This is a genomic window from Kitasatospora sp. NPDC057595, assembly GCF_042800875.1.
GTDB lineage: Bacteria > Actinomycetota > Actinomycetes > Streptomycetales > Streptomycetaceae > Kitasatospora.
Map to the genome: position 1 here is coordinate 80,227 of NZ_JBHVGL010000014.1, position 23,442 is coordinate 103,668.

Annotated in this window: 16 protein-coding genes and 1 pseudogene; 9 read left to right on the forward strand and 8 right to left on the reverse strand. The window is 72.1% G+C overall.

The window, feature by feature from the left end; all coding sequences use genetic code 11:
• Positions 1-93: 93 nt before the first annotated feature.
• Positions 94-1,455, forward strand: a complete 1,362-nt coding sequence (locus ACFU9E_RS21560) for a DUF2252 domain-containing protein (RefSeq protein WP_380684212.1) — start codon at positions 94-96, stop codon at positions 1,453-1,455.
• 89 nt (positions 1,456-1,544) lie between these two features.
• Here the strand turns inward: ACFU9E_RS21560 and ACFU9E_RS21565 are convergent, their stop codons facing one another.
• Positions 1,545-2,105: a TetR/AcrR family transcriptional regulator gene (locus ACFU9E_RS21565; RefSeq protein ID WP_380684210.1), complete on the reverse strand. Its 561-nt coding sequence runs from the start codon at positions 2,103-2,105 to the stop codon at positions 1,545-1,547.
• A 231-nt stretch (positions 2,106-2,336) separates the two neighbouring features.
• Between ACFU9E_RS21565 and ACFU9E_RS21570 the strand changes: the two are divergent.
• A pseudogene (locus ACFU9E_RS21570) lies at positions 2,337-2,664 on the forward strand (hypothetical protein); the annotation flags it as partial.
• Between the two features lie 64 nt (positions 2,665-2,728).
• Here ACFU9E_RS21570 and ACFU9E_RS21575 read toward each other — a convergent pair.
• The 3 genes from ACFU9E_RS21575 to ACFU9E_RS21585 are packed head-to-tail and all read right to left on the reverse strand — an operon-like array spanning position 2,729 to position 5,718.
• Complete coding sequence (locus tag ACFU9E_RS21575; protein WP_380684209.1) at positions 2,729-4,045, reverse strand: Clp protease N-terminal domain-containing protein; 1,317 nt, start codon at positions 4,043-4,045, stop codon at positions 2,729-2,731.
• Positions 4,038-5,354, reverse strand: a complete 1,317-nt coding sequence (locus tag ACFU9E_RS21580; protein ID WP_380684208.1) for a tetratricopeptide repeat protein — start codon at positions 5,352-5,354, stop codon at positions 4,038-4,040. Before ACFU9E_RS21580 ends, ACFU9E_RS21575 begins: the two co-directional genes overlap by 8 nt.
• Position 5,355: 1 nt before the next feature.
• Positions 5,356-5,718, reverse strand: a complete 363-nt coding sequence (locus tag ACFU9E_RS21585) for a hypothetical protein (protein ID WP_380684207.1) — start codon at positions 5,716-5,718, stop codon at positions 5,356-5,358.
• Between the two features lie 134 nt (positions 5,719-5,852).
• On the opposite strand from ACFU9E_RS21585, the gene ACFU9E_RS21590 reads away from it, so the two are divergent.
• On the forward strand, positions 5,853-6,239 hold the full coding sequence (locus ACFU9E_RS21590) for a hypothetical protein (RefSeq protein ID WP_380684206.1): 387 nt from the start codon (positions 5,853-5,855) through the stop codon (positions 6,237-6,239).
• Here the strand turns inward: ACFU9E_RS21590 and ACFU9E_RS21595 are convergent.
• Together ACFU9E_RS21595 and ACFU9E_RS21600 are read right to left on the reverse strand one after the other, a co-directional pair.
• Positions 6,223-7,140: a diacylglycerol kinase gene (locus ACFU9E_RS21595; protein WP_380684204.1), complete on the reverse strand. Its 918-nt coding sequence runs from the start codon at positions 7,138-7,140 to the stop codon at positions 6,223-6,225. The genes ACFU9E_RS21590 and ACFU9E_RS21595 overlap by 17 nt on opposite strands.
• Positions 7,137-8,762: an FAD-binding oxidoreductase gene (locus ACFU9E_RS21600; RefSeq protein ID WP_380684203.1), complete on the reverse strand. Its 1,626-nt coding sequence runs from the start codon at positions 8,760-8,762 to the stop codon at positions 7,137-7,139. The genes ACFU9E_RS21595 and ACFU9E_RS21600 overlap by 4 nt, the downstream gene beginning before the upstream one ends.
• A 20-nt stretch (positions 8,763-8,782) precedes the next feature.
• Here ACFU9E_RS21600 and ACFU9E_RS21605 point away from each other — a divergent pair, with 20 nt between their 5' ends.
• Both ACFU9E_RS21605 and ACFU9E_RS21610 read left to right on the forward strand, forming a co-directional pair.
• On the forward strand, positions 8,783-9,370 hold the full coding sequence (locus tag ACFU9E_RS21605; RefSeq protein ID WP_380684202.1) for a TetR/AcrR family transcriptional regulator: 588 nt from the start codon (positions 8,783-8,785) through the stop codon (positions 9,368-9,370).
• Positions 9,371-9,458: 88 nt separating this feature from the next.
• Positions 9,459-11,030 (forward strand): glycerol-3-phosphate dehydrogenase/oxidase, encoded by a 1,572-nt coding sequence (locus ACFU9E_RS21610; RefSeq protein WP_380684201.1) that lies wholly within the window; start codon positions 9,459-9,461, stop codon positions 11,028-11,030.
• Positions 11,031-11,034: 4 nt separating this feature from the next.
• On the opposite strand, the gene ACFU9E_RS21615 is transcribed toward ACFU9E_RS21610, so the two are convergent.
• Positions 11,035-11,337, reverse strand: a complete 303-nt coding sequence (locus tag ACFU9E_RS21615; RefSeq protein ID WP_380684200.1) for a hypothetical protein — start codon at positions 11,335-11,337, stop codon at positions 11,035-11,037.
• Positions 11,338-12,281: 944 nt separating this feature from the next.
• Between ACFU9E_RS21615 and ACFU9E_RS21620 the strand changes: the two genes are divergently transcribed.
• From ACFU9E_RS21620 to ACFU9E_RS21635, 4 genes are all read left to right on the forward strand, one after another.
• Positions 12,282-12,800, forward strand: a complete 519-nt coding sequence (locus ACFU9E_RS21620; protein ID WP_380684199.1) for a hypothetical protein — start codon at positions 12,282-12,284, stop codon at positions 12,798-12,800.
• Between the two features lie 178 nt (positions 12,801-12,978).
• Positions 12,979-13,449, forward strand: a complete 471-nt coding sequence (locus tag ACFU9E_RS21625; protein ID WP_380684197.1) for a hypothetical protein — start codon at positions 12,979-12,981, stop codon at positions 13,447-13,449.
• A gap of 301 nt (positions 13,450-13,750) precedes the next feature.
• Entirely contained in the window at positions 13,751-22,069 is an 8,319-nt protein-coding gene (locus tag ACFU9E_RS21630; protein ID WP_380715248.1) for a ricin-type beta-trefoil lectin domain protein, read from the forward strand.
• A gap of 20 nt (positions 22,070-22,089) precedes the next feature.
• Positions 22,090-22,425, forward strand: coding sequence for a hypothetical protein (locus ACFU9E_RS21635; RefSeq protein ID WP_380686535.1), 336 nt, complete (start codon positions 22,090-22,092; stop codon positions 22,423-22,425).
• A gap of 236 nt (positions 22,426-22,661) precedes the next feature.
• On the opposite strand, the gene ACFU9E_RS21640 is transcribed toward ACFU9E_RS21635, so the two are convergent.
• Positions 22,662-23,432: an SDR family oxidoreductase gene (locus ACFU9E_RS21640; RefSeq protein ID WP_380685078.1), complete on the reverse strand. Its 771-nt coding sequence runs from the start codon at positions 23,430-23,432 to the stop codon at positions 22,662-22,664.
• Between the last annotated feature and the right edge of the window lie 10 nt (positions 23,433-23,442).

Below are 23,442 nucleotides of genomic sequence, written 5' to 3' on the forward strand. Positions count from 1 at the left end.
CTCCGACGTGCCGTCCTGCGGCGGCTGCCCTAGCGTCACGGGGAAGGAGGCCGCCCGCCCCGGTCCGCCGGACGCACGTCGAGGAGCCGCGCCATGACCAGTCCGACCGAACGCCGCCGGCGCGGCCGGGCCGCCCGCGAGCTCATCCCGCGGTCCGCCCACGGCCGCTGGATCCCCGCCGCCGACCGCCCCGATCCGCTGGCCGTCCTGGCCCGGCAGGCCGAGGACCGGCTCCCCGATCTCACCCCGATCCGCTACGGCCGGATGGCCGACTCGCCGTTCGCCTACCTGCGCGGCTCCGCCGCCGTCATGGCCGCCGACCTCGCGGCCGTCCCCGAGACCGGCCTCACCGTCCAACTCTGCGGCGACGCCCACCTGTTGAACTTCGGCGTGTACGCCTCCCCGGAGCGGATACTGCTCTTCGACGTCAACGACTTCGACGAGACCTACCCCGGCCCCTTCGAGTGGGACGTCAAACGGCTCGCCGCCAGCGTCGCCGTCGCCGCCCGCGAAAACGGCCAGGGCGACGACAACGCCCGCCGGGCCGCCCTCACCGCCGTGCGCGGCTACGCCCTCGCCGTGCGCCGCCTCGCCGGGCTGGGCGAACTCGACGTCTGGTACACCCGGATCTCCGCCGCCGAGGTCTTCCCGCTGGTCCGCAACCCCGGCCGCCGCAAGCGCGTCGAGGCCACCCTCGACAAGGCCCGCCGGCGCACCAGCCTGCAGGCCTTCGGCAAGCTCACCACGACGGACGAGGAGGGCCGGCGCCGGATCGTCAGCGATCCGCCGCTGCTCGAACCCCTCCCGCGCGACGAACTGCGCCGGGTCGGCAAGATCTTCGGCGACTACCGGGCCACCCTCCCCGAGGACCGCCGCGTGCTGCTCGACCGCTTCCAACTGGTCGACGTCGCCCGCAAGGTGGTCGGCGTCGGCAGCGTCGGCACCCGCTGCTTCATCCTGCTGCTGGAGGGCCGCGATCCGAGCGACCCGCTGTTCCTGCAGATCAAGGAGGCCGGGCGGTCCGTCCTGGAGCAGCACCTGCCGCCGGCCCGCCCGACCGCCGAGGCCCCGGTGGTGCACGGCGGGCAGCGCGTCGTCACCGGCCAGCACCTGCTGCAGGCCGCCAGTGACATCTTCCTCGGCTGGACCACCGGCCCGGCCGGCCGGCACTTCTACGGCCGCCAGCTGCGCGACATGAAGGGCTCCGCCGACGTGGCCCGGATGGCCCCCGGCGATCTGCGCGCCTACGCCGACCTCTGCGGGCGCGCCCTGGCCCGCGCACACGCCCGCTCCGGCGACCGGATCGCCATCGCCGGCTACCTCGGCGGCTCGGACGCCTTCGCCGAGGCCGTCGCCGACTTCGCCCTCGCATACGCCGACCGGACCGCCGCCGACCACGCCGCGCTGCTCGCGGCGATCGACGCCGGTGACCTGACGGCACGGCGAGGCGTCTGACCGGCCGCCGAGGAATCCGGGGACGGACAGGCCCTGCCCTCCACCTGGACGAGCTGTTCCTGGCGTCCTGACCGGCGTCCTGACCGGTGCTACCTCAGCAGCCAGTCCCTGGTGCGCGCCATCACCTCGGCCCGGGTGCGCCCGCCGTGGTCGACGTCGATGAGGTGGTAGCCGATCCGCAGCGTGAACGACACGAAGCTGCGCACCTCCACCTCCTCCGGGTCCGGGCAGAACGCCCCGTAGAGCGACCGCAGGTACGCCATCCGCCGGTCGTCGACCCGCCGCAGCCGCTCGGCCACCGCCTCGTCGCGGCGCGCCCACTCGCGGATCGTCAGATCGAGCGCCACCCCGGTGGCGGGCCCGTCCCCGGGCGTCGCGGCGATGACGAACAGGCGGTCCAGCCGCGTCCGCGCGTCCCCGCCCTCGCCCTCGACCCGCTCGATGACGTCGTCGGTGACCGTCCGCTCCCAGGTGTCGAGCATCTCGGCGACCAGCGCCTCGCGGTTGCGGAAGTGCCCGTAGAAGCCGCCCTTGGTCACCCCGAGCGCCTGTGCCAGCACCTCGACCCGCACTGCCTCGGGACCGCCCCCCGCGAGCGCCCGCAACCCCTCCTCCACCCACCGCCCTCGCGGCGTCCGCGTCACACCCATGCGCCCCACCGTACCGAAGCGGCCGCTCAGGGGTGGACGCGGCCGAGGAGGCGGTCCGGCTCTGCGCCCTGGCCGCCCTGCTCGGCGCAGCCGCCGCCCCGTACCGGCTGCGCGCGCGACCGGTCGACGGCCGGCCGTCCGCGCGGCCGGGCGCACCGGCGAAGGACGAGGTGCCTGCCCGGACGTGCGGGCCCGGCCGGGTGTCAGTGCTCTGTGCCAGGATCTGCGGTCATGCTGGAGATCACGGTGCGGACGGAAGACGACGAGGCCCACCCGCGGGTGAGCGCCGAGGAGCTGGCGGGGCTGGTGCGGCGGATCGGGGGGGCGCAAGGACCGCTTCCTGGTGGTCGAGCGGATACCCGACGAGCCGGACGTCTACGTCCAGGTGTGGCACGAGGGCGAGGGGGAGTACACCCTGGAGCACCGCTCGGGCGGGCCCGACCGGCACTTCCAGGTGCGTCTCGACGCCCCCGATCCGGTGATCACCGCGATGACCGCCTGGGCCCGCCGCGAGCCCGGGTGGGGCGAGGCGTTCGACTGGGAGGCACTGGAACTGGGGTAGCACGGCCGCCGGGCCGTCGGCGCCGCACCGGAAGTCGGACCGGCCGACTTCCGGTGCGACGTCAGCTCATCGACCAGACGGACGGGTCGTGCGGGACCGGCGGGGAGACAGTCGACAGGTGCAGAGAGGTGTACGCCCCGGCCGCCGTTTCCTCCACCACGGCCCCGGTGACCGTCGGCGCTGTCCCGGCCGCCATCGACTCGGACCGGACGCGCACGCACGCCTCGTCGAGCAGGTCGACGGCGGCCCCCGGGAGGACCTGGCCGGCCTGATGGCCGCGGGCGAGCCGGACGGCGGCCTCCAGCGCCTCGCCGGTGATCTCCACGCCGTGGTGCTCGGTCAGCCGGTGCCCGGCGTCACGCAGGATCGCCAGCACCTCGGCGGGGAGCGGTTCCGTCACCGGAAGCAGCTGGATCAGCCGGTCGAGCCCGGAGTCGCGTTCCCAGTGCTGGTACTCGGCGGTGGTGGCGGCCGCGACCACGGAGACGCCCGGCCTGCCGAACACCGGTCGGAAGAACGCCAGTGCCGTCGTCCGGCCCTCGCGGGTGTGCACGGTGGCGAGGGCGTTGTCGAGGAACAGGACGAGACCCGTGGTCCGCTGGACCTCGCCGACCAGCTCCGCCATCAGCTCGGTGAACCGCCCGTGGTGCTGCGGGTCGGCGAAGAGCGCGCCGACGTCGAGCAGGCGGACGGTCCGGTCGCGGAACGGCCGGGGGACGTTCCCGGTCACCACGGCCCGGGCGAGCCCGAGGACCGTACTCGTCTTGCCGACCCCCGGTTCCCCGACCAGCAGCGGGACGTTGCGGCTCTGCCGGGCGACGGTCTGCAGGATCCGTTCGATCTCCGGACGCCGTCCGAGGACGGTGGTGGCCGACCGCTCGGCCATCTCGCGAGTGAGGTTGCGGGTGGCCCATTCCAGGGCGGCCGGCGCCGTCGTGGTGACCCGGTCCTCCAGACGGAGCATGACTTCCTGGAACACCCGGGCCCCGTCCAGACCGAGCGCCGCCCGTGTCCGTGCCGCACCCCCTTCCGCTTCGTCGAGGAGGGCGAGGAGGAGGTGCTCGGTCCCGATCTCGTAGTGCCGGCGGCCGGTGGCCACCTCGGCCGAGCGATGGAGGACGGCCGCGGCCCTCCGGGTGTACGGCATGTGCCCGAGCGCGGGAACAAGGGCGGGCTTGGAGACGGTCAGTACCTGTTTCCTGGCGTTCTCCAGCGACACGCCCAGTGCTCTGAGGGCCTGGCCGGCCACACCCTGCTGCTCGTGCAGGAGGCCCAGGAGGAGGTGCTCGGTGCCGACGCGGAGGTAGTTCAGATGCCTGGCTTCCTGCTGCGCCAGGACGAGGGCCTGGTGCGCACGGTCGGTGAACCGCTCAGACACCTCGCGCACCTCCCTCCAGTGCCGCCAGGTCCTTCCGGGCCCGGACCGTGTGCAGGTGGTTCGAGCCCAGGGTGCGGTCCCGCTCCGCGATCAACTGCCGCAGCAGGGCCGCCGCCTCCTCCCGGGCGCCCGACAGCGCGAGATTGCGGGCGAGCATGTGCCGCGTCCGCAGCGTGTCGACGTGCTCGCCGCCCAGGACCCGGCTGCGGTCGGCGAGCAGGATCCGCAGCATGGCCACCGCCTCCACCCGGTGGCCGGACTCGCCGAGGTTGACGGCGAGGAACTGCCGGGTGTGCAGGGTCTGCGGATGGTCCTTGCCGTGCAGATGGGCGTAGACCTCGGGCAGGGGACGCAGCAGGCGGGCGGCCTCCGCCGGGTCGCCGGCCCCGCCGAGGCAGTGGGCGAGCGCGCGCCGGGAGATCAGGGTGTCCTCGTGCTCGGCGCCCAGGATGCGGGTCTGCTCGTCGACCACGGCGCGCAGGGCCTCGGCGGCGCCCGCCCAGTCGCCCCCCAGGGCCTGCTGGTCGGCCTCCTCCTGCCGCTCGCGCAGGGCCTCGGCGGCGGTGGCGGCGAAGGCCCGGTTGAGGCCGAGGGCGGTCTGGTCGGCGTTCTCGGTGCCCCGGTTGCGCGGCACGGGCAGGTTCTCGGCCCGCATGGTGGTGGCGAGCCGCTTGTAGAGGTCCAGGACGGTGAGCTCCTCCGGGCCGCCGACGATGCCTTCGCGCAGCAGCCGCAGGAGCCGCCCGGAGAACGCGGTGTAGTCCTCGCCGGGCGGGGAGAGGGAGACCTGGTCGCGCGGGGAGGAGGCGAGCACGTACGTGCCGGTGACCTCCAGCTGCGCGATGGGGGTGCCGCTGCCGGCCATGGTGCCGGTGACGGCGCGGCCGGAGAAGCAGCAGTCCAGCACGATGATCTTGGTGGCGGCGCGGCTGTTGAGCACGGTGGCGCGCAGCTTGTCGTATTCGAGAGAGTTGAACTCCGGTGACTCGTACTCGCTGTGCGGCAGCGCCAGGTAGAGGTCGTGCCGGCCGCCTCCGATCAGCCCGTGTCCGGTGAAGTACACCAGCAGCAGGTCCTCGGCCGCCCTCGCGACGTTCCGCAGCGTCTTGCCGATCCGGGTCAGGTCGCCCTCGTCCAGCAGGACGGTGCAGTGCTTCTCGGGGACGATGCCGTGGTCCGGGTCGGTGAATTGGGCGGCGAGGTCGGTGACGGTGCGCCGGACCGCCGGGAGTTCCGGCAGGTCCGGGTCCGTGTAGTCGCTCGCGCCGACGATCACGATCCGGGACCGCTGTGGATCCGGAAGCGGCACGTCAGGCCTGCTCGGCGTCGGTACCGTCCAGGGCGGTGCGCAGGATCGCCTCCAGTTCCCCGGCGCGCACCCGCTTGGCGTCGATCTCGACGACCGCGCCGTCAGGGCGGCGGATCTTCAGCCGGACGTCGCTGCGCCGCGGCTGCGCGAACCACGCGCGCAGCGAGGAGGCGAGCACCGACAGGCCGCCGCCGGCCCCGAAGGCCACGGAGACGGTGTCCAGCACCGACCCCATCTCGCCGGGCCCGGGCGGACGGCCGGTCAGGGTCACGCCCCGGAGCTCGGGTTCTCCCCGGAGCCAGTCGGTCAGCGACTCGGCCTCCGCGACGGTCTCCCCACCGGTCACGGAAATGTGCACGTCCACGAGCGCCCCCCATAAGGCCTGGTGATGGACGGAGTTGAGGGCGGCCAGTCTACTGATCCCGGCCCCTCCGCGCCCCCACCCCCCGGGGGTACGGTGGACCGGTTCCGTGAACCCGTGACGCCCCGGAGGCGGTCGTGCCGTACTACCCCGACGGTTCGCCCTACGTGTACGACGACCTGTGGCCCGAGCTGGTGAACGTCGGCTGGCTGGACGACTCCCACCCGTACCGGCGCGGCGGCGTTCCCGCCGGGCTGGTGGACGCCCTGCTCCGGCCGGCCGCCGACCCGGTGAACGTCACGCGCGGCGTGCACACGTGCCCGTTCTGCGGCGGGTTCTACCTGACGGTGGAGAATCCGCACGCCGCCTCCGGATCGACGCTGCTCGGCAGCGCCGAGATCCACGTCGCAGGGGCCGGGGGCGGCGGTTTCGCGGCGCCGACCCTGGTGATCCACTACATCCTCGACCACGGCTACGCCCCGCCGCCCCCGTTCCAGCGGGCTGTGCTCAGGGGAGCGGACTGAGGAGGTGGAGCGCCGCCGGGGCGGCGGTGACCTCGATCGGCAGGTGGGCCATGAACTCGCCGTCGGCGTAGGAGGTGATGCCCGGGGAGTCGAGGCGCAGCGACGGGGTGCGGTAGGTGGTCACCTCCGGGTGGTGGATGTGGGTGCCCTTCAGCAGGGTCGGGAAGAAGCGGGCGACGCGGTGGCGCGGCATGGCGTCGACGAGGGTGACGTCGAGCAGGCCGTCGGTGGGGTCCGCGTCGGGGCAGACGAGCATGCCGCCGCCGTAGCTGCTGGTATTGCCGACGGCGGCGAGGGTCAGGTCACGGCGGATCTCGGTGCCGTCGGCGAGGGTGATCCGGAACGGCAGGGGGCGCAGGTTGGCGAACTCGACGGCGATGGCGAGGTGGTAGCGCATCCGGCCGCGCGGCCAGCGCAGCCGGTTGGTGCGGTCGCTGACCAGGGAGTCGAAGCCGCTCGCGAGTACGGAGCCGAACCAGCGGGTGGTGCCGTCGGCGGCGGTGATCCGGCCGAGGTCGACGGTGCGGGTGCGGCCGGCGGCGATGACGTCGGCGGCGGCCTCGGGGGCGTCGCGGGGCAGGCCGTGGGCGCGGGCGTGGTCGTTGCCGGTGCCGGCCGGTATGACGCCGAGGGGGGTGGCGGTGCCGGCGACGGCCTGGAGGCCGAGGTTGATCATGCCGTCGCCGCCGACCACGACCAGCGCGTCGCAGTCCTCCGAGGCGGCGGCGGCCCGGGCGAGGGCCAGGGAGTCGGCGGCGGAGGCGCCCGCCCGGGCGTCCACGGTGATGCCGTGGGCGCGCAGGCGGGCGGTGGCGCGGCGGGCCGCCGGTTCGGCGTGGCCGGCGGCCGCCGCGGGGTTGGTGAGGAGAACGACGCGGGCGATGGTTCTCCGGTCGGTCATGGGATCAGCTTGCCGGGGTTGAGGATGCCGGCCGGGTCGAGCTCGGCCTTGACGGCGCGCAGGATGCGCACGCCCAGGTCGCCGACCTCGGCGGCCATCCAGGGGCGGTGGTCGGTGCCGACGGCGTGGTGGTGGGTGATGGTGCCGCCGGAGCGGACGATCGCGTCGCCGGCGGCTTGCTTGGCGGCGGCCCAGCGCTCCAGCGGCTGCTCACCGAGTGCGGCGACCACGGTGAAGTAGAGGGAGGCGCCGGTCGGGTAGACGTGCGAGATGTGGCACAGCACCAGCGAGCCGGGCAGGGCCTCGGTCAGCGCGGCGGTGACGGCGAACCGCAGCCCCGGCAGCTGCTGCCAGCTGGTGGCGGTCTCCAGCGTCTCGCACAGCGCCCCCGCGTCGAGCAGCGCGTCGCGCAGGTACGGGGCGTTGAACCGGCCGTGCTCCCAGGCCCGGGCGGGCGCCTCGCCCAGTGAGCTGCCGCCGGCGGCGAGCAGGGCGGCGCGGGTGAGCTGGTGGCGGGCGGCGACCTGCTCGGCGGTGCCCTCGAAGACGGTGACGGCCAGGCAGCCGCTCACCGCGGGCTCGCCGCCGATCTTCTCGGTCATGGCGAGGTTGACCATGGTCTCGGCCTCGTCGGAGAGCCGGATCACGGTCGCTCCGGTGCCCTGCTGCTCGACGGCGCGCAGCGCGGCGGTGCCGGTGGTGAAGTCGGGGAACGACCAGGCCTCGTACGCCTTGACGGCGGGCAGGGCGTGCACCCGCACCCGCACGGCGGTGATCACGCCGAGGGTGCCCTCCGAGCCGAGGAAGAGCTCGCGCAGGTCGGGGCCGGCGGCGGAGGCCGGGGCGCGGCCGAGGTCCAGCACGCCCGCGGGGGTGACGACGCGCAGGCCGCGCACCATCTCGTCGAACCGCCCGTGGCCGGCCGAGTTCTGCCCGGAGGAGCGGGTGGCCGCGAAGCCGCCGATGGTGGCGTAGCGGAAGCTCTGCGGGTAGTGGCCGAGCTCGAAGCCGCGCTCGGCGAGCAGGGCCTCGGCGGCCGGGCCGGTGAGGCCGGCGCCCAGCAGGGCCTCGCCGGAGGTCTCGTCGAGGTCGAGCAGCTGGTCGAGGCGGCGCAGGTCGAGCGAGACGACGGCGGCGAAGGCGCCGCGCTCCGGGTCGAGCCCGCCGACGACGCTCGTCCCGCCGCCGAACGGCACGACGGCGATGCGGCGTTCGGCGCAGACGGCGAGCAGCGCGGCGATCTCGTCCTCGTCGCCGGGCAGCACGACGGCGTCGGGTGCGTCCTGCGGCTCGCGGGAGCGGCGGCGCAGCAGGTCGGGGGTGGACTTGCCGCCGGCCCGGGGGAGGCGGTCGGCGTCGGCGGTGCTGAGGTGGGCCTCGCCGACTGCGGCGGCGAGCGCCGCGAGGTCGTCGAGGGTGAGGGCGGAGGGCCGCAGCACGACCTCCGAGGCGTCGGGCCCGGGGGCGGCGTCGCCGGTCACGCCGAGGGCGGCCGCGAGCAGGCCCTTGACGTCGGCGGACAGCTCCTTGGCGAGGGCCGGGTCGCCCCAGGCGTCCCACTTCATCGGGGGGAGCGGCAGGGCGGCCGCACCGGCCGGCGCCGCTTGCTTCTCGGGGGTCATGCGTTACAGTTTTACACATCATGTCAAGTAGTAACGAGCACCATCGCGAGCGCGGCACCGACGACGTGATCCTCGACGCCGCCGCCGACCTGATCGTCCAATTCGGCGTGGGCCGCACCCAGTTGGCCGAGATCGCACGCCGCGCCGGGGTGAGCCGGCCGACCGTCTACCGACGCTGGCCGGACGTGCGGGCGGTGATCGGCGCGCTGCTCACCCGGGAGATCGCGGCCACCCGGGACGCCGTCCGGCTCAGCGGCACCGACCGGGCCGCGTTTGTCGACGGGGTCGTCGAGGTGGCCGTCCGGCTGCGCGACCACCCGGTGCTCGGCGCGCTGCTGCGCTCCGCCGACTCCGACACGCTCTTCGAGTACGTGGTCGACCGCCTGGGCGCCAGCCAGCGCGGGCTGCTGGAGGCGCTGCGGGCCGGCATCGCCCAGGGCCAGCGGCACGGCTCGATCCGGGCCGGCGAGCCGGTCGAACTCGCCGCAATGGTGCTGCTGATCGCCCAGTCCACCGTCCAGTCGCACCGGATGGTGGCCCCGCTGCTGTCGGAGGCGGCCTGGCGGCGCGAACTCGCCCGCGCCCTCGACGGCTACCTCGCGCCGTAGCCCCTCGACCGCCGGCGGACCGACCGCCAGAAGCCCCGACCGCCAGAAGTCCCGACCGTCAGCAGACCGACCGCCACGGAGGCCGCAGATGACCACCACCGCCGGGCCCTTCGCCGGGACCACCCGACTCACCGCCCGCCGCCGGCAGCTGGACCTCGACGCGCTCGCCGCCGGGCCGGCCATCGACCTGCTGGTGATCGGCGGCGGCGTGACCGGCGCGGGCGTCGCCCTGGACGCGGCCGCGCGCGGGCTGTGCGTGGCCCTGGTCGAGGCGCGCGACCTCGCGTTCGGCACCAGCCGGTGGAGCTCCAAGCTCGTCCACGGCGGTCTGCGCTACCTCGCCTCCGGGCGGATCGGCGTGGCCCGGGAGAGCGCCGTCGAGCGCGGCGTCCTGATGACCCGCACCGCCCCGCACCTGATCCGGCCGCTGCCCCAACTCGTCCCGCTGCTCGACGGGTTGCTGAAGCCGGGGCAGGCCGCCCTGGTCCGAGCGGGCTTCCACGCGGGCGACGCGCTGCGGCTGAGCGCAGGCACCCCGGGCCGGCTGCTGCCGCGGGTGCGCAAGGTCGACGCCGGACGGGCCCGCGCCCTGGTGCCGGGCCTGCGCGGTGCCGGGCTGTCCGGCGCGCTGGTCGCGCACGACGGCCAACTCGTCGACGACGCACGGCTGGTGGTGGCGCTGGCCCGGACGGCGGCGCAGTACGGGGTGTCCGTGCTGACCCGGGTGCGCGCCGAGCAGGTGACCGGCACGGGCGCCCGGCTCACCGACACCCTGACCGGCGAATCGTTCCACCTCGACGCCCGCGCCGTCGTCAACGCGACCGGTGTGTGGGCGGGCGAGGTGGACCCGTCCATCCGGCTGCGCCCCAGCCGGGGCACCCACCTGCTGGTCGACGCGGCCGCGCTCGGCCGGCCCACCGCCGCGCTCACCGTGCCCGTCCCCGGCTCCACCAGCCGTTTTGTCTTCGCCCTGCCGCAGCAGCTCGGCCGGGTGGCGATCGGCCTCACCGACGAGGACGCGCCCGGCCCGATCCCCGACGAGCCGCAGCCCACCGCGGCCGAGCTGGACTTCCTGCTCGACACCGTCAACACCGCCCTGGAGACCGCCCTGACCAGGGACGACGTGCTCGGCGCCTACGCCGGACTGCGGCCGCTGATCGACACCGGCGACGGCGCCACCGCCGACCTCTCCCGGCAGCACGCCGTGCTGGAGTCCCCGGACGGGGTGATCACCGTGGTCGGCGGCAAGCTCACCACCTACCGCCGGATGGCCGAGGACGCCGTGGACACCGCCGTCCGGCTGCGCGGCCTGCCCGCCCGCGCCTGCTGGACGGCCCGCCTGCCGCTGGTCGGCGCGCCGGACCACCGCGACAGCCGCCCGCTGCCGGAGGGCGGGGTCGCGGCCTCGCTGCTCGCCCGGCACGGCGGCGCGGCGCGCGAGGTGCTGGTGGCGGGGGAGCAGCGGCTGGGCGCGGGCCACGGCGCGCCGGTCGCCGAGGGGATCGACGTCAGCCGCGCCGAGATCGTCTACGCACTCACCCACGAGGGCGCGCTGGACGCCGAGGACGTCCTGCACCGGCGCACCCGGATCGGCCTCGTCCCGGCGGACGCCGAGCGGGCGCGCGCGGCCGTCGAGGAGATCGTGGCGCAGACGGGCTGAGCCCTCAGCGTTCGGTCCGCTCCGCCATCGGGTGCACGGCCCCGCTCAGCTCCAGCGAACAGCGCAGCGGCCGCTCGGCCACGCCGGTCCGCTCCAGCCGCACGGCCAGCGGCTGCGCCGGCTCCTCGAGCGGCCCGGGCAGCTGGGCGGCGAGCGTGAGCGGATACACCCCGTGACCGTGCACCCGGTGGAAGGCCACCTCCTTGCCGTCCACCAGCACCTCGGTCTCGGTGATCCAGCCGGACCGGACGTTCACCGTGACGGAGTGGCCGCCCCGGTCGAGGTGGAAGCTGTGCCGCTGACGCATGGGGGACCTCCCGGCGGATCCGGCGGAGACATGGTCAGTTTAGAACTCATCCGCCAAAGCGCGTAAAAGCGCGGCAAAGGTAATGATCGCGCCAAAAGGCTGACATTGGCAGGAAAAGTTCGGGCAGTGCCATATGACATGTGCCATCTGTTATGTGATTGTCATCTGAACTCCCCTCGGGGATCGGCCGGAGAGTGAGAGGTTGTGCTTCAGCTCCGAACAAGCCGTTCAATTTCTTTGACGACATTTCGGAAGGGTCGATGTCTTCTCACTCCCGAGCCTCGTCCGCGTTCGCGGGCGGGGCTTTTTCATCGCGTTGGATGCGCCGGATATCGGTCGTCCTGACGCTGGGTCTCCTGGTGGAGACCGGTGCCGCGTCAGACGTGCTGACGGCGGCCCCGGCGGCGGCAGCACCCGGGACTCCCTCCACTGCCCCGCCCCCCACCGCCGAGGCACCCGACGAGGCGTCGGCGCTGTTGGCGGCCCGCTTGCAGGGGCGTCGGGTCGAGGTGACGAAGGCTCGGACGGAGTTCGTTACCCTGTGGGCGAACCCGGACGGGACGCTGACCTCGGAGCGGGCCACGGGGCCGGCTGGGACGGCCGGATCGGCCGTAGGCATGGCGCCACGCTTCCGGCATCCATGACGTGATGCCGACCGGGCGCGAACGACTGGAGGCCGCCACCCCCTGGGGTGGCGGCCTTCCGGTGTTCTCTCCAAGGATGGGCGCGGAAGGGAGGCGCGGGTACATCGAGTTCCCTGCCGTCGAGAAGTTCGGGCAGTTCGGATTCTGAGTGCCGCTGCGGAGTTCCCTGCGCGTGGACGCCAAGGGGCGGCCGGAGCGTGATCAGTACCGGATCGGCGACACGGGTGACGGACTGCCTGAGGAGATCGCGGAGGATGTGCGAGAAGCGAGCAGCGCTGAACAGGACGACAGGGAGAGTTCGTGGTGGATGCCCGACGAATGCGGATTGCGACTCGCTTGGCGATAGCGGTGCCCGTTCTCGGCCTGACGGTCGTGGTGTGGCTTGTGGTCTCATCCGGACGGCTTCTGGGTGAGGGAGGTGACCAGTGCTCGGGCCAGGACGCTCGCCTGACCGCGCTCGACAAGCTGGATGCTCTTGCCCTGAAGCCGAGCGGATCGCAAGAGGTCGAGGAGTCGGCGAATGCGGCCGCGTGCGTTGGTGATGATTCCGTGGGTTCCTGGCTGTCCAGCAGTCGCGTGTATTCGTACGGCGGGAGTCAAAGGGACTTGATCGGCTTCTATGAGGGGGAGCTCGCCGGGTTGGGCTGGCGAAGAGAAGGACGGGATGCCGGGCCGGGGGACGTGCGGACGTGTTTCACGAGGAAGTCCGAACTGGGATGGGAGACACTGACGATCACGTTCAGGCCGGGGGGAGAGGCCGGCGCAACCTTCCGGACCACCGCCGAGGCTGCCGTGGACCGTTCGAAGATCGGGTGCTGACCCGCCCCGAATCCGACCATCGGGAGCAGAGCAATCTGGATCCCGGCCAGGAAGGCCGCCCGGGACGCGTGAAGAGCTCGGCCGCGGAGAGAGCGCTCTCCGCGGCCGAGGTGTGTCCGGGCCCAGAGGAGATCGGTCGATCGGGTGGCGGGTTTCCTGAGGAGGCGGGAGAGGGCGGATGTTTCAGTTCAGAGTGGTGAAGTACTCGGCGGAGGAGATGGAGGGGTCGGCGCCGGCGTGGACGGCGATCTCCGACATCGGGCTGAGTTTCGGTGGGGAGGTGCTCACGGAGGCGGAGTACCTGGCGACGGAGGAGCGGTATCTCGCGGCCGTTCGGCGGTTCGCGGCGGTGCAGGGGGTGACCGGGCTGCGGGTCGACGGGCTGGAGGTCCATCCCGAGAGCCCGTGGTGGCAGCGCGTCGCGGACGGGGAGTGGCTGGCGCTCGACCAGGCGATCGAGCTCATCAGGTCGGTGCTCCGGGAGGAGTTCGTCTGGTGCAGATTCGTCGGTGACGGTGACTTCTTTGTGCACATCGGCTACGACTTCTACATGTACATCGGCCTTGTGGCCGAGCCGGAGCAGGCCGTCCGGGATGTCAGGGCGTCCGGATTGAACGTCGATGAGTTCGAGTCGCCGTATCTGACGTAGCCGGCCGGGCCCGTCCTAAACGGGATGATGCGTACAAGGAGTGCAGTCGGCGCAATTGCTGAGAAAGTGGCACGTAATAACGCTGCGTCGACGATCCGTTACTCGATTGTCATCCTGGGAGGTTCCTGGATGTCCGCTGAAGATGAGAGGTTCCTTAAGGTTCTGAACGAACTGAACAGGTGTCATCTACGAGAGAGTCTTGATGAAACGACGGTCTTTGGCCTCGTCCGGTTCCACCGGCGGGGCCTTTTCGATGCGTTGGATACGCCGAATATCAACGGTTCTGACGCTCGGTCTGCTCGTGCAGACCGGTGTCGTCGCCGACGCCCTGGCGTCGAACCGGTCCGGCGGGGTCACGCCGCAGACGCCGCCGGTCGCGCCGGCGGCTCCCGCCACCGAGGCGCCCGACGAGGCGTCGGCGCTGTTGGCGGCCCGCTTGCAGGGGCGTCGGATTGAGGTGACGAAGGCTCGGACGGAGTTCGTCACCCTGTGGGCGAACCCGGACGGGACGCTGACCTCGGAGCGGGCCACGGGGCCGCTTCGGATGAAGGTCGGCGACGCGTGGGTGCCGGTGGACACCACGCTGGTGCAGACGCCGGACGGCAAGGTGGCGCCGAAGGCGCACCCCGAGGGCCTGGTGTTCGAGGGCGGCGACGCCGGGGTGACGGTGGGCGACAGCCTGCCGGGCGCCACGACGCCCGCGACGACGCCCGCCACGACACCGGCTCCGGCGCCCACCGAGCACGCCTCGCGCAGCGCCGCCCGCGGCGCCGCCGACCAGCCCGCCGCTCCGCCCGCTCCGGCCGCTCCCGAGACCAAGCCGGCCGAGCGCCCGCTGGTCACGATCGGCTCCGGTGACCAGCAGATCTCCTTCGGCTGGCTGGGCAAGCTGCCCAAGCCCAAGCTGGAGGGCAAGAAGGCGACCTACGTCGACGCCCGCCCCGGCGTCGACCTGGTCCTCCAGGCGACCCGGACCGGCTTCGAGCAGTTCCTGATCGTGAAGAATCGTTCCGCCGTCTCCCAGACCGGCACGATCACGATCCCGCTGGACACCACCGGCCTCAACGTCGCCCCGCAGCCGGACGGTTCGATCCAGCTGCTGGACAAGGCCACCGGCAAGCAGACCGTCAAGATCCCGGCCCCCGTGATGTGGGACGCCGCGCTCGACGAGGCCTCGCAGGAGCACCTCAACCGCGCGCCGGTGACCATGGAGGTGCGCGGTGAGGGCGCGGACACCGAGCTGGTGTTCACCCCGGACGCGGCCTTCCTGACCGACGCGAAGACCCAGTACCCGGTCACCATCGACCCGGTCGTCGACGTCGTCACCACCTTCGACACCTACATCCAGAACAACGAGAACACCGACAACTCGTCGGCCGATCTCCTCAAGCTGGGCAGCTACGACGGGTCGACCAAGGCCCGTTCGTTCCTGACGATCCCGGGTGCCGACTTCAACGGCAAGCAGATCATCGACGCCAAGCTCAACCTGTACAACTTCCACTCCTCCTCCTGCGTCGCCAAGCAGTGGGAGGTCTGGAACGCGCCGGGCGCGGCCGGGTGGATGCGGTGGAACAACATGCCGCAGGGCGAGAGCCTCTGGGCGACGTCCAACGACACCTACGACAACGACGGCGGCGACACCCACACCTGCACGGCCGGCGACGGCTCGGTGTGGGCGAAGGCCGACGTCACCGGGATGATCCGGTACTTCGCGCAGTTCGGCTACCGCGACTACGGCTTCCTGCTGAAGGCGGCGGACGAGAACAGCAGCCTCTCCTGGAAGAAGTTCGACTCCGCGGAGGGTGACTACCCGCCGTACATCTCGGTCACCTACAACACGGTGCCGACGACCCCGGCCGCCGTCCAGGTGCAGCCCTCGCAGCCGGGCAACCCGGCGTACACCTCGGACGCCAACCCGCGTTTCCAGGTGCAGGCGGCCGATGTCGACGGTGACCAGGTCACGGTCTACTTCGACCTGTGGCGCGGCGGCACCTTCATCGGCAGCATCCCCAAGGTCACCCCGAACGGCGCCATCGCCACCGTCCGTCCGTCCGACTACGGCCTCGCCCGGCTCGACGAGGGCGTGCAGTACTCGATCTGGGCGATGCTCGACGACGGCAAGGCCCGCTCCGGCTGGACCGGCACGACGCTGATCGCCGACACCGTCAAGCCGGGCGCACCGTTTGTCACTTCCGCCGACTACCCGTCGGACTCGCTGTGGCACGGCGCGGCGAACCAGGCCGGTTCGTTCACCTTCACCCCGGCCGGCGGCACGGACGACCTGACCGCCTACGTCTACACCCTGGACGGCGGCACCCCGGTCACCGTCAACGCCACGGCGGCGCTGACCACGTCGATCACCCCGACCACCGAGGGCCGGCGCGTGCTCAGCGTGCAGGCCAAGGACCGCGCGGGCAACCTCTCCCCGCCCACGGTCTACACCTTCCAGGTCGGCCAGGCCGGTCTGAGCTCGCCGGTGAACGGCACCCAGGCGGCCAAGCGCGTCAAGCTGTCCGTGGACGCCCAGGCGCAGTTCAAGCGCGTGGTCTACGAGTACCGTCGCGGCCCCGGCGCCACCGAGTACGCGGTGCCCCGGAGCAACCTGACCAAGGCGGACAACACCCCGGTCACCGAGGACAAGCCGTTGCTGGCGGACCTCGGCCCGCACGCCAACTGGAACGTCCTGGACACCCTGGGCAACGTCGGCGGCGTCCTCCAGGTGCGCGCCAAGCTGTTCCCGCAGGACGGCTCCGGTGCCGGGTACGCCACCGTCTGGAACACCATCACGGTCGACCGCAACGCGGACGGCGCGGCCGGAGCGGGCATCGGCCCGGGCTCGGTCAACCTGCTGACCGGTGACTTCTCCACCGACGTCACCGACGCCAACGAGTTCGGCATGTCGGTGGCCCGTACCGCCTCCTCGCGCGACCTCGGACGGGGCTGGCAGCCGCAGGGTGAGCGTCTGACGGCCAATCAGCGTCAGGTGAGCACCGACACGGCCGGCTTCACCGCCGGTCCGGCGGACATCAGCCGCTCGACCGTGCGCGGTCACGACAGCTCGACCGACTCGCTGCTGGTCAAGCCCAACGGCAATGTGAACTCCTACCTGGAGATCGGTCCGGGGTACAGCCTCGGGCAGAACATGCAGCCGGGGAAGACCTACCGGCTGACCGGCTGGATCTACGTGCCGGGCACCACCGGCCTGAACCCGGACCGCGCCGACATCGGCCTGCGCATCCTGGGCGTCCACCGCACGCCCACCGGCTACACGGACGTGCTGTCGCCGAAGGCCTCGTTCACCGACGGCTGGCAGCAGCTGAGTGTCGACATGACCGTGCCGAAGGACGCCACCGAGGCCTGGTTCCGGCTGATCAACGGCTTCGCCGCACCGGACAAGGAGGTCTTCTTCGACGACCTGTCGCTGAAGGAGATCGTCGCTCCGTTCGGTCCGCAGTGGGCCGGCGGCCCCGACGCGGGCACCGGCTCGGACTACCGTTCGCTGTCGTTCCCGCAGTCCGACCTGGTCGAGATCAAGAGCAACGACGACACTTCCATCACCTTCGCCAAGGGCACCGACGGCACCCTGTTCCCGGAGCCGGGCGCCGAGTCGCTGACGCTGAAGGCCGTGCCGGCCACCAGCGGCGCGCTCGTGCTGTCCGCGACCGGGCAGTGCCTGGAGGTCCCGGGCGGGGCCGCGGGCAACGGCGCCAACCTGCAGTCGGCGCCGTGCACCGGCGGCGCGAACCAGCAGTGGACCCGTGACGACCAGCAGCGCTTCCAGATCCTCGGCAAGTGCCTGGACAACCCCTGGGGCGTGACCGCGGACAACAGCCGGGTCGTGCTGTGGGACTGCAACGGCGGGACCAACCAGAAGTGGGAGGTCCTGGCCGACGGCCAGGTCGTCAACCAGCAGTCGTCCAAGTGCCTGGACGCCTACCAGGGCGGCACCATCTGGTCCTGCTGGCGCGGCCCGAACCAGATCTGGGACGTGCAGACCGCCGGTACCACCTACGAGCTGTCCGAGCTCGACGGTTCGAGGACCGTCTTCGCCCGTCAGGCCGGTTCCAGCATCTACCAGGTGATCAGCGACACCGGTCCCGAGGCGTCCTCGACCACCCGGTACCAGTACGACACCGCCGACGGCCGTTCGCTCGTCAAGCGCGTCATCCCGCCGGTCGAGCCGGGTGTGGACGACGCCAACCACTGCTCCGTCGACCCGCTGCCGCGCGGCTGCGAGGTCATGGAGTACGACTACGCCAAGGTCACCACGGCGACCGCGACGGCTCCGGGTGACTACCTGGACCGCATCCGCGGCGTCAAGGTCTGGTCCTGGAACCCGGTGACCTCCAAGCAGGAGGCCGTCGAGGTCGCCCACTACGCGTACGACGACAAGGGCCGTCTGGCCCAGGCCTGGGACCCGCGTCTGGCCCAGCCGCTGAAGACCTCGTACGCCTACGACGCGGACGGCCGGGTCACCAGGATCGGTGCTGCGGGCGAACTGCCGTGGAACTTCGACTACGGCAAGGCTGCGGCCGACCAGGACCCGGGGCGCCTGCTGAAGGTCCGCCGCGCGGCCCTGACGCAGGGCAGCAAGGACCAGCTCAACGGCGAGGTCGCGACCACCGTCGTCTACGAGGTGCCGCTGACCCGCGGCACCGGCGGTCCGTACGACCTGTCCGGTGCCGAGGCGCTCACCTGGGCGCAGACCGACGCTCCCACCGACGCCACCGCCGTCTTCGGACCCGAGGACGACCCGGGCACCAACACCGCCACGGCGGCCAAGCCGGGCAAGGACGGCTACAAGCCGGCCGCGGTGCACTACCTCAACGCCTCCGGCAACGAGGTCAACACCGCGAGCCCGTCGGTCACGCCCGGCGGTGACGTCGACACCACCGAGTACGACCGCTACGGCCACGCCGTGCGCACCCTGGAGGCCACCAACCGCGCCATCGCGCTCGGCACCCACCCGGAGGCCGACCGCTTCACCGCCGAACTGGGCCTGCCCCAGATCCCGGCCGAACTGCTCGCCGCGAACCTGACCGAGGAGCAGAAGGCGCGCAAGGCCGAGATCACCAAGTCCCGCGCCCGGCTCCTGGACTCGCGCACCACCTACAGCCCGGACGGCCTGGACGTCGTCGAGACGCTCGGCCCGGTCTACCGCGCCTCGCTCGCCGAGCAGGTGAACGGCCAGACCACCCCGGTCTCCGTCACCTCGGAGGCCGAGAAGCTGCCGCAGCTCGGCGCCACGGTGCCGGTCCAGATCGACAACAACTGCTGCGGTCTCATCTGGTCCGGTGGCGCGCACCTGAGCGTGCGGGCGACCGCCGCGGGCGGCTACGTCGCGCTGCGCGTCAGCGTGCCGGAGGAGGGCGACTACCTCCTTTCCGGCCAGCAGACCAGGTACAACGACCACGGCATCGTGCAGTTCGCGATCGACGGCCAGAACCTCGGCCAGCCGATCGACCAGTACTCCGCCGATCCGGCCGTGGCGCCGTATTCGGTCGGGACGCCGGTCCACCTGACGCGTGGTGACCACGAACTCAAGCTCACCGTCACCGGCACCAACACGGCCAGCACCGGCGCGCGCTACCACGCCGGCCTGGACACGGTCACGCTGACCAAGACCACCGTCAACCCGACCCTGCTGGTGGGGACCTCGGTGGTGGCGCGGGACCACAACACCAGCGCCTACGACGAGGGGAAGCCGGACGGCCAGGCGTACCACCTGGTCACGACTCAGACCGACGGTGCCCGGATCGAGGGCTACGCCGACGACGTCGAGCTGCGGGTCACCAGGACCGGCTACGACACGCCGATCGGCGGGACGTCGGGCTGGGCGCTGAAGACCGCGACGTCGGTGACCACCGACGCGCTGGGCGCGAAGCTGACCTCGACGGTCAAGTTCGACGCCTCCGGGCGCGCTCTCGAATCCCGTAAGCCGGGTTCGAACGGTGCGGACGCCGGGACGGTGAAGTCGGTGTTCTACACCGCCGGCGCCAACCCGGACGACGCCCTGTGCGCCAACCGTCCGGAGTGGGCGGGCCTGCCGTGTGTCACCGGGCCGGGCGGTGCGATCACCGGTGCGGACGCGACGCGGATGCCGACCACGCTGCCGGTCAAGCGCGTCACCCGCTACTCGCCGTTCGGCGAGCCGGAGGAGACGACCGAGACCAACGCGGGCAAGTCCCGCAAGACGGTCACCACCTACGACGGCGCGGACCGGATCACCTCCACCGAGATCACCTCGGACGAGGGCAAGCCGCTGCCGAAGGTCACCACCGAGTACGACCCGGCGACCGGCGACATCGTGAAGACGACCGCCGGCGGCAAGTCGCTGACCCGCGTCCTGGACCAGCTCGGGCGCCTGATCTCCTACACGGACGCCGACGGTGGCACCACCACCAGCGAGTTCGACAAGTTCGGCAAGCCGGTGAAGGTCACCGACCCGACCGGTTCCACCACCTACACCTACGACCGCGCCAAGGAGCCGCGCGGACTGGTCACCTCCGTCAACGACAGCGTCGCGGGTGAGTTCACCGCCAAGTACGGTCCGGACGGCCAGCTGGTCGAGCAGACCTACCCCGGTGGCATCGTCCGCAAGGACACCACCAACGCCGTCGGCGAGGCCACCAGCCGCACCTACACCCGCACTTCCGACAACAAGGTCATCTGGGCGCAGAGCGCCGACATCTCCACCCAGGGCCAGGTGGCCAAGGACACCAGCTCCACCGCCACCCGCTCCTACCAGTACGACCGGCTCGGCCGGCTGGTGAAGGCCGAGCAGTCCACGGTCGCCACCGGCTGCGTCACCCGCCAGTACGCCTTCGACGCCCACTCCAACCGCCTGTCCAAGTCGACCTCCCCGCGCGGGGCGGCCGACGGATGCAGCACGGACGGGGCCACGGCGGAGAACCACACCTACGACAGCGCCGACCGCCTCACCGACGCGGGCTTCTCCTACGACGCCTTCGGGCGCACGGTGAAGACCGCGAGCGGTGCGACCAACACCTACTGGGCAAACGACCGGGTCGCCGCCCAGGAGAAGGGGGACACCAAGCAGGAGTGGGCCGTCGACGCCGCCCACCGCCTGACCGCGTTCACCACGTCGAAGAAGCAGGCCGACGGCTCCTGGGCCGGTGCCACGTCGAAGCTGAACCACTACGGCGACGACGGTGACAAGGTCCGCTGGACGATCGAGGACACCACCCAGGGCACCCTGACCCGCAACGTCTCGGGCCCGGAGGGCGACCTCGTCGCCACCACCAGCAGGACCGGTGACGTCCAGCTCCAGCTCACCAACCTGTTCGGCTCGGTCGTCATCACCACCGACACCGCGCTGACCAAGCCGGTCGTGCTCGACTTCGACGAGTTCGGCATCCCGCAGGACGGCCAGACGAACGTCCGCTACGGCTGGCTCGGCGGCAAGCAGCGCTCGGCCGAGGCCCAGGACGGCGACATCCTCATGGGTGCCCGCCTCTACAGCCCGGCCCTGGGCCGCTTCCTGCAGATCGACCCGGTGCCCGGCGGCAACGCCGGCGCCTACGAATACTGCACCGGCGACCCCGTCAACTGCACCGACCTCGACGGCAACTGGGGCATGCCCAAGTGGCTGAAGAAGACGGTCGAGGTGGTCGCCAAGGTCGCCGAGGTCGCCTCCTACATCCCCGGCCCCATCGGCGCCGTCGCGGCCGCCGTCTCCTCGGTCTCCTACGCCGTCACCGGCAACTGGGAGAAGGCCGCCGAGATGGCCGTCACCGCGGTGGCGCAGACCGTGGGCGCGGGCCCCGTCGTCAAGGCCGCAGCAGTGGCCGTGAAGTCGACCCGCGCTGCCGCGCGGGTGGGCAAGGTGGCGGCGGCCGCTCGCACAGCCATCCGACGTACCCCCAGCTCATGCCCCAACTCCTTCGCGCCGGACACCCCGGTCCTGATGGCGGACGGCCGCTACGAGGCGATCAGCGAGATCGAGCCGGGGGACCTGGTAGCCGCGACCGACCCGGAGACGGGGGAGACCCGAGCCGAGCCCGTTCTCGACGTCATCGTCGGTTACGGGTCGAAGCACCTGGTCGACATCTTCACCGGATTCGGCTCGGAAGCCGCTCCGCTCCGGGCAACGGCCGGACACCCCGTGTGGGTGACCGACCGCGGCTGGGTCGACGCGCTCGACGTGCGGCCCGGTGACCTCCTGCGGTCCCCGGACGGCAGCACCCCGGTCGTCACCGAGGTCGACGACCTCGGTGACGTGCCCGATCAGATGGTGTTCAACCTCAACGTCGGGAACCGGCACACCTATGCCGTCCAGGTCGCTGAGGGTGATGCGGTTGTCCATAACTGCTCCACCGCGGTCCTGACCCAGCACCGGTACAACACCCACATCTACCCGCGCCACGTCTCACGGGTCACCTACACGAACAAGTCGAAGTTCCGCACCCAGTCGCCACGGAAGGTGCAGCGTATGATCCGCACGGCGATCAAGAAGTCGGCTGCCCAGCCGAACACGCAGGGGAGGGCCGGCCACATTCACATCCACGACTTCAAACGCAGGGTGGGTACGGCAGGCCAGACCCGGGTGAAGGTGGTGCTCTATCCGAACGGCACCGTGAACACGGCATATCCCTACTGACGCAGAAGGAGGAATCCACCGTGGGCGTGGATGTTGAGTGGCATTCCAAGGCGCACGAACAGTGGGACTGGGAACTGTCACGCAGCACGTTGCTCGCCGAGTTCGGTGACACGGACCATGTGCTCTCCGATCTGATCTCCGCCCTCGATCCCGCGGCCTACCCGGTGCTGGGTGCGGTGGACCCGTACGGGGACACCTGCCTCGACGGCGCAGGGGCACGGGAGGCATTGAGTGAAGTCGGAAAGCTGAAGGCCTTGCAACCCTTGGGATCCGTCCCGCCGCTCGATGCGTTGGAGGAGATCCTGCGGAGCTGCATCGGGCGACCTGGCACGGTGGTCGCGTTCATCGGTGACTAGCGACCGGCAGGGGCGGGCGAGTTCAGTGGGACCCGCCCACGGCTAGGAGCCGGGCGAAGCGGCCCGTACCCGCGCGGAATCCCGCGCGGGTACGGGCCGTCCTGCTGAACCGGGTCGGTTCCGCATACGCCCTCGGACGGCTCGAAGCCCTCCCGAAGAATCCGTCCCACCAGGCAGGGCCCGCCGATCCGGCGGGCCCTGCCTGTCTTCCGGCTGCTTCCGGCTCGTCGAGCGGCTCAGACGAGACGTCCGCCGCCGTCGACGTGCAGGACGGTGCCGGTGACGAAGGGGCTGGTCATGGCGAAGTGCACGGCGCGGGTGAGGTCCTCGGTGGTGCCGGTGCGGCCGGCGGGGTTGCGGGCGGCGGTGGAGTGGAGGAAGGCGGCCTTGTCGGCGCCCAGCCGGTCCCAGGCGCCGGTGTCGACGATGCCGGGGGAGACGGCGTTGACGCGGACGGGGGCGATCTCGACGGCGAGCGCCTGGACGAGGAAGGCGAGGGCGCCGTTGGTGGTGGCCATCACGGTGCGGGCGGGGGCGGGGCGCCAGGCGGCGACGCCGGAGAAGAAGGTGAAGGAGGCACCGTCGGGGGTGTCGGTGGCGGCGTTCGGGGCGAGGTGCTTGGCGAGCAGCAGCGGGCCGTAGACCTTGGCGGCGAACGCGCGGTGGATGTCGGCGAGTTCGAGCTCGGCGAGCGGGCCGTTGGCGGGGATCGCGGCGGTGGAGACCAGGTGGTCGAAGCGGCCGGTGGCGGTGGCGAGGGCGGCGATGGACGCCTCGTCGGTGAGGTCGACGGGCACGACCTTCGCGGGGCCGGACAGTTCGCCGGCCGTCCACTCCAGCTTGCGCGGATCGGGGCCGGCGAGGACCAGCTCGGCTCCGGCGGCGGAGGCGGCGTGGGCGAGGGCGCGGCCGGTGTGGGAGCCGGCGCCGACCACGACGACGCGGCGCGAGGCGAGCGGGAGCGGGAGGGAGAGCGGGAGGGGTACCGGGAAGGTGTTGGCGGTCATGCCGACAAGG